Raw genomic sequence first — 6,093 nt, forward strand, 5'->3', positions numbered from 1 at the left:
TACCTACGGCAAGGTGAAGTTGACGCGGTTTGAAGAGATTTTCGAAGAGTATAAAGGTGTACCGAGATGAACATCTCTTCATCAATGTCTCTGGTCGTGGAGACAAGGACGTAGCTGCGATTGCAGACTACCTAGAAGCTAAAAAATAAAAGATGGAAAAATTACAGTCCTTTCTCTCACAGAGAGCTTGTGGTTGCTGAAAACAAGCAGAGAAAACTGTAAGGTTGGGTCCATCTGAAACGAGAGAAGAAAACATCATTCTCAAGGGAGTGCCCTTTATCGCACAGCCTGTTACAGAATCTTTCTAAGACAGGAATGAGAGATAGGAGAAATCCTATAATTGAGGTGGCACCGCGAATTTCGTCCTCACGCAAGTTATTTTGCGTGGGGATTTTTCATACAGTCGCCACGGACTAGAAGTAGAACTGAAAGGGAAATTACAATGGAACGAATCATTCATGGAGATGTCTTATCACCAATCTTAGCTTATATGCGCTTAAAGGGACAACACAAGGTTATCTTAGAGAGTATTCCGAGAGACAAGGAAACAGCTCGTTTTTCTATCTTAGCCTATAATCCTGTTTTTGAGATTAAGTTTGAAAATGGAGTTCTTTACCAAAATGGGAAAATGATTGATCAGGATCCCTTGGATTTCCTTTATGAAGTGACTCATAAGAGCCAGCACCATTCAGAGCTCCCTTTTGGTGGTGGAGCTATTGGTTTTGTTGGTTACGATATGATTTCGCTTTATGAAGAAATTGGTCAAATTCCTGAAGATACAATTGGAACGCCAGACATGCATTTCTTCGTCTATGAGAGTTACATTGTCTTTGACCACAAGAAGGAAAAAATTCATGTCATCGAGGATGCTCTCTATAGTGAGCGCAGTCAAGAGGCCTTGGAAAAATCCTTGAACCAAGTGCTTGAGGAATTACGCATTCCTGCTCCAAATGAATTTGAAGACTTGGATCTATCTCCGTTAGACTTCAAACCGCATATCGCTCCACATAAGTTTGAGGGAATGGTAGAAACAGCTCGTGACTTGATTCGTAACGGAGATATGTTCCAATGTGTACTCAGCCAGCGTTTCTCAGCAGAAGTTACTGGAAATCCATTTGACTTCTACAGAAATCTCCGCGTGACTAATCCTTCTAATTACCTTTATTTCTATGATTTTGGGGATTATCAAATCATCGGAGCTAGTCCAGAAAGTTTAGTTTCTGTCAAAAATGGCATCGTGACAACCAATCCGATTGCAGGGACGCGACCAAGAGGGGCTACGGATGAAGAAGACAAGACCTTGGCGACTGACCTCCTCTCTGATGAGAAGGAAACAGCAGAACATCGAATGTTGGTAGACTTGGGGCGTAACGATATTGGCCGCATCTCTGAAACGGCCAGTGTCCAAGTTACTAAGTATATGAAGGTGGAGCTCTTCCGCTATGTTATGCATTTGACCAGCGTGGTCAAGGGACGTTTGCTTCCAGAACTCACTGCTATGGATGCCTTGAAATCAACACTTCCTGCTGGAACAGTTTCTGGAGCACCAAAGATTCGAGCTATGAGACGCATCTATGAACTGGAAACAGAAAAACGGGGCGTATACGCGGGAGCAATCGGCTACTTGTCTGCGACGGGTGATATGGATTTGGCCATTGCCATCCGAACCATGATTCTCAAAAATCAAAGAGCCTATGTGCAGGCTGGGGCAGGGATTGTCTACGACTCTATCGCCCAAAACGAATACCAAGAAACCATTAACAAAGCAAAATCTATGACTAGAATTGGAGAACTAAGACCATGATTTTATTGATTGACAACTATGATTCTTTTACCTATAACTTGGCCCAATACATTGGGAATTTTGCAGAAGTTCAGGTTCTGAGAAATGATGATTCCAAGCTGTATGAAGAAGCTGAAAAAGCAGATGGTCTGGTCTTTTCTCCTGGTCCTGGTTGGCCAGTTGATGCTGGAAAGATGGAAGACATGATTTGTGATTTTGCAGGCAAGAAGCCGATTCTAGGGATTTGTTTGGGTCACCAAGCCATTGCAGAAGTCTTTGGTGGTAAGCTAGGTTTGGCTCCAAAAGTCATGCATGGGAAACAGAGCAATATCAACTTTGAAGCGCCATCTGTTTTGTATCAAGGTATTGAGGATGGCCGTGCGGTCATGCGTTATCACAGTATTTTGATTGAGGAAATGCCAGAAGACTTTGAAGTGACAGCTCGTTCGACTGATGACCAAGCCATCATGGGGATTCAACATAAAAACCTACCGATTTATGGCTTCCAGTACCATCCAGAGAGCATTGGAACGCCAGACGGCTTGTCTTCTATTCGGAATTTTATCGAGAAGGTTGTAAAGTGAGGAAACTAGGATGAAAGAGATTATTGAAAAACTAGCAAAATTTGAAAATTTATCAGGTGTGGAAATGATGGATGTCATTGAGCGTATCGTAACTGGGCGTGTAACTGAAGCGCAGATTGCTTCTCTCCTCTTAGCTCTTAAGATGAAGGGGGAAACACCTGAAGAACGCACAGCCATTGCCCAAGTCATGAGAGGACATGCCCAGCATATTCCAACTGAGATTCATGATGCCATGGACAACTGTGGTACAGGTGGGGACAAGTCTTTCAGTTTTAATATTTCCACAACTGCAGCCTTTGTCTTGGCTGGTGGCGGTATTCACATGGCCAAGCATGGTAACCGCTCGATTTCTTCTAAATCTGGCTCCGCAGATGTCCTCGAAGCCTTGGGAATCAATCTTGACCTCAAACCAGCTGAACTAGGTAAGGTCTTTGATAAAACTGGAATCGTCTTTCTCTTCGCTAAAAATATGCACCCAGCTATGAAATACATCATGCCAGCTCGTTTGGAATTGGGAATTCCAACGATTATGAATTTGACTGGTCCACTGATTCATCCAATGGCTTTAGAAACACAGCTTCTTGGAATTAGTCGTCCAGAACTCCTAGAAAGTACAGCTCAGGTTTTGAAAAATATGGGTCGCAAACGTGCCATCGTGGTTGCTGGACCAGAAGGGTTGGATGAAGCTGGCTTGAACGGAACAACCAAGATTGCACTTCTTGAAAATGGCGAAATCAGTTTGTCAAGCTTTACTCCAGAGGATTTGGGAATGGAAGGCTATGCTATGGAAGATATTCGTGGTGGGAATGCTCAGGAAAATGCAGAAATTTTGCTCAGCGTTCTGAAAAACGAAGCAAGTCCATTCTTGGAAACGACAGTCTTGAATGCTGGTCTTGGTTTCTATGCTAATGGTAAGATTGATAGCATCAAGGAAGGAGTTGCCTTGGCCCGTCAAGTGATTGCTAGAGGCAAGGCCCTTGAAAAACTCAGACTGTTACAGGAGTACCAAAAATGAGTCAGGAATTTTTAGCACGAATCTTAGAGCAGAAGGCGCGTGAGGTGGAGCAGATGAAGCTGGAGCAAATCCAGCCTCTGCGCCAGACCTATCGCTTGGCAGAATTTTTGAAGAATCATCAGGACCGCTTGCAGGTAATCGCTGAGGTCAAGAAAGCTAGCCCTAGTTTGGGAGATATCAATCTCGATGTGGATATTGTGCAACAGGCCCAGACTTATGAAGCAAATGGTGCAGTGATGATTTCTGTTTTGACAGATGAGGTTTTCTTTAAAGGTCATTTGGATTATCTAAGGGAGATTTCCAGTCAGGTAAACATTCCGACGCTCAACAAGGACTTTATCATCGATGAAAAGCAAATCATCCGCGCTCGCAATGCAGGTGCGACAGTCATCTTGCTCATTGTGGCAGCCTTGTCAGAAGAACGTCTTAAGGAACTTTATGACTACGCGACGGAACTTGGTCTGGAAGTCTTAGTGGAAACCCACAATCTAGCTGAACTAGAAGTGGCTCACAGACTTGGTGCCCAGATTATCGGGGTCAATAATCGCAATTTGACTACCTTTGAAGTCGACTTGCAGACCAGTGTAGACTTGTCCCAACACTTTAAGGAAGGACGTTATTACATTTCTGAATCTGCTATTTTCACAGGGCAGGATGCGGAACGACTAGCGCCATACTTTAACGGAATTTTAGTAGGGACAGCTCTCATGCAGGCAGAAGATGTAGCCCAGAGAACCAAGGAGTTGCAGATTGACAAAGGTTAAAATTTGTGGACTATCGACCAAAGAAGCGGTGGAAACAGCCGTTTCAGCAGGAGCCGATTATATCGGTTTTGTCTTTGCACCTAGTAAAAGACAGGTGACTTTAGAAGAGGCAGCTGTGCTGGCAAAGCTTATTCCTGCGGATGTGAAAAAGGTTGGTGTATTTGTTTCACCAAGTCGGGCAGAACTGCTAGAAGCGATTGACAAAGTTGGCTTGGACTTGGTTCAAGTTCACGGTCAGGTGGCAGATGATTTATTTGAGAATTTGCCTTGTGCCAGTATTCAGGCTGTGCAGGTAGATGGAAATGGGCATGTCCCCAATTCTCAGGCAGATTATCTACTCTTTGATGCCCCTGTGGCAGGAAGTGGCCAGACCTTTGACTGGGCTCAACTGGATACGACTGGATTAACTCAGTCTTTCTTTATCGCAGGTGGGCTTAATGAAGACAATGTAGTAAAAGCAATTCAACACTTTACTCCCTATGCAGTAGATGTATCAAGCGGAGTGGAGACAGATGGACAAAAAGATCATGAAAAGATTAGAAGATTTATAGAGAGGGTAAAGCATGGCATATCAGGAACCAAATAAAGATGGATTTTACGGAAAATTCGGCGGACGTTTTGTCCCAGAAATATTGATGACAGCAGTTTTGGAGTTGGAGAAGGCCTACCGTGAAAGTCAGGCAGACCCAAGTTTCCAAGAGGAATTAAACCAGCTTTTGCGCCAGTACGTAGGACGTGAAACTCCTCTTTATTACGCAAAAAACTTGACCCAGCATATCGGCGGAGCCAAGATTTATCTCAAACGGGAAGACCTTAACCATACAGGAGCCCACAAGATTAACAATGCCTTAGGACAAGTTTGGCTTGCCAAACGCATGGGTAAAAAGAAAATTATCGCAGAAACGGGTGCTGGTCAGCACGGTGTGGCAACTGCAACTGCTGCGGCCCTCTTTAACATGGAATGTACCATCTACATGGGTGAGGAAGATGTCAAACGCCAAGCCCTCAATGTCTTCCGCATGGAGCTTTTGGGAGCCAAGGTCGAGGCTGTAACAGATGGTTCGCGCGTGCTCAAGGATGCGGTCAATGCAGCCCTTCGTTCATGGGTGGCTAATATCGACGATACCCACTATATCCTTGGTTCTGCCTTGGGGCCTCATCCATTTCCAGAAATCGTTCGTGACTTCCAAAGTGTCATCGGTCGCGAAGCTAAACAACAGTATCGCGATATGACAGGTCAAAATCTGCCCGATGCCCTAGTAGCCTGTGTTGGTGGTGGATCTAATGCTATTGGGCTCTTCCATCCCTTTGTAGAAGATGAGTCTGTAGCTATGTATGGAGCTGAAGCGGCTGGACTTGGTGTGGATACAGAGCACCACGCAGCTACCTTGACCAAGGGTCGTCCAGGTGTCCTTCACGGTTCCCTCATGGATGTGCTCCAAGATGCCCATGGTCAAATTCTTGAAGCCTTCTCTATCTCAGCAGGTTTGGACTATCCTGGTATCGGTCCAGAGCATTCTCACTACCACGATATTAAACGTGCCAGCTATGTCCCTGTAACAGACGAAGAAGCCTTGGAAGGATTCCAACTCTTGTCTCGTGTGGAAGGGATTATCCCAGCCTTGGAATCGAGTCATGCTATCGCCTTTGCGGTGAAATTGGCCAAAGAACTTGGACCAGACAAGTCTATGATTGTCTGTCTATCAGGTCGTGGGGACAAGGATGTGGTTCAAGTCAAGGACCGCTTGGAAGCAGATGCAGCAAAGAAGGGAGAAGCTCATGCCTAAGACACTAACAGAAAAATTAAACGCTATAAAAGCAGCTGGAAAAGGAATTTTCGTTCCCTATATCATGGCTGGAGACCATGAGAAAGGTTTGGAGTACGACGGGCATGTCGTGCATCTGAGGTGTAAGTCCTCCGTGGGCATCCGCTACCGGTGAACCCAA

General features: G+C 44.9%; 6 protein-coding genes, 1 pseudogene and 1 other annotated feature. All 7 genes and pseudogenes read left to right on the plus strand.

All coding sequences use genetic code 11. The features are described 5' to 3' along the window. Window positions 1–145: 145 nt before the first annotated feature. Window positions 146–371 (plus strand) — a binding site (T-box leader). Window positions 372–442: 71 nt separating this feature from the next. Further along, entirely contained in the window at window positions 443–1,804 is a 1,362-nt protein-coding gene (trpE, locus tag HT688_RS07100; RefSeq protein WP_000439608.1) for an anthranilate synthase component I, read from the plus strand. Further along, the gene (locus HT688_RS07105; RefSeq protein ID WP_000601921.1) at window positions 1,801–2,367 is read left to right on the plus strand and encodes an aminodeoxychorismate/anthranilate synthase component II; all 567 of its coding nucleotides are present in this window, start codon (window positions 1,801–1,803) and stop codon (window positions 2,365–2,367) included. The genes trpE and HT688_RS07105 overlap by 4 nt, the downstream gene beginning before the upstream one ends. Before the next feature lie 10 nt (window positions 2,368–2,377). Then, window positions 2,378–3,382, plus strand: coding sequence for an anthranilate phosphoribosyltransferase (gene trpD, locus HT688_RS07110; protein ID WP_050207425.1), 1,005 nt, complete (start codon window positions 2,378–2,380; stop codon window positions 3,380–3,382). Further along, window positions 3,379–4,146: an indole-3-glycerol phosphate synthase TrpC gene (gene trpC / locus HT688_RS07115; RefSeq protein ID WP_000076540.1), complete on the plus strand. Its 768-nt coding sequence runs from the start codon at window positions 3,379–3,381 to the stop codon at window positions 4,144–4,146. The genes trpD and trpC overlap by 4 nt, the downstream gene beginning before the upstream one ends. After that, window positions 4,133–4,732, plus strand: coding sequence for a phosphoribosylanthranilate isomerase (locus tag HT688_RS07120; RefSeq protein WP_000169908.1), 600 nt, complete (start codon window positions 4,133–4,135; stop codon window positions 4,730–4,732). Before trpC ends, HT688_RS07120 begins: the two co-directional genes overlap by 14 nt. Continuing rightward, window positions 4,710–5,933, plus strand: a complete 1,224-nt coding sequence (trpB, locus tag HT688_RS07125) for a tryptophan synthase subunit beta (RefSeq protein ID WP_023940760.1) — start codon at window positions 4,710–4,712, stop codon at window positions 5,931–5,933. Before HT688_RS07120 ends, trpB begins: the two co-directional genes overlap by 23 nt. Further along, window positions 5,902–6,048: pseudogene (locus HT688_RS07130) on the plus strand (tryptophan synthase subunit alpha); the annotation flags it as partial. The gene trpB and the pseudogene HT688_RS07130, both read left to right, overlap by 32 nt. Window positions 6,049–6,093: the final 45 nt, after the last annotated feature.

The organism is Streptococcus sp. 1559 (genome assembly GCF_013276735.1).
Classification (GTDB): domain Bacteria; phylum Bacillota; class Bacilli; order Lactobacillales; family Streptococcaceae; genus Streptococcus; species Streptococcus pseudopneumoniae.

What these genes read in the sequence shown, in the direction of transcription:
- trpE (WP_000439608.1), top strand. Translation starts at nt 443, where the DNA reads ATGGAACGAATCATTCATGGAGATGTCTTATCACCAATCTTAGCTTAT.
- HT688_RS07105 (WP_000601921.1), top strand. Translation starts at nt 1,801, where the DNA reads ATGATTTTATTGATTGACAACTATGATTCTTTTACCTATAACTTGGCC.
- trpD (WP_050207425.1), top strand. Translation starts at nt 2,378, where the DNA reads ATGAAAGAGATTATTGAAAAACTAGCAAAATTTGAAAATTTATCAGGT.
- trpC (WP_000076540.1), top strand. Translation starts at nt 3,379, where the DNA reads ATGAGTCAGGAATTTTTAGCACGAATCTTAGAGCAGAAGGCGCGTGAG.
- trpB (WP_023940760.1), top strand. Translation starts at nt 4,710, where the DNA reads ATGGCATATCAGGAACCAAATAAAGATGGATTTTACGGAAAATTCGGC.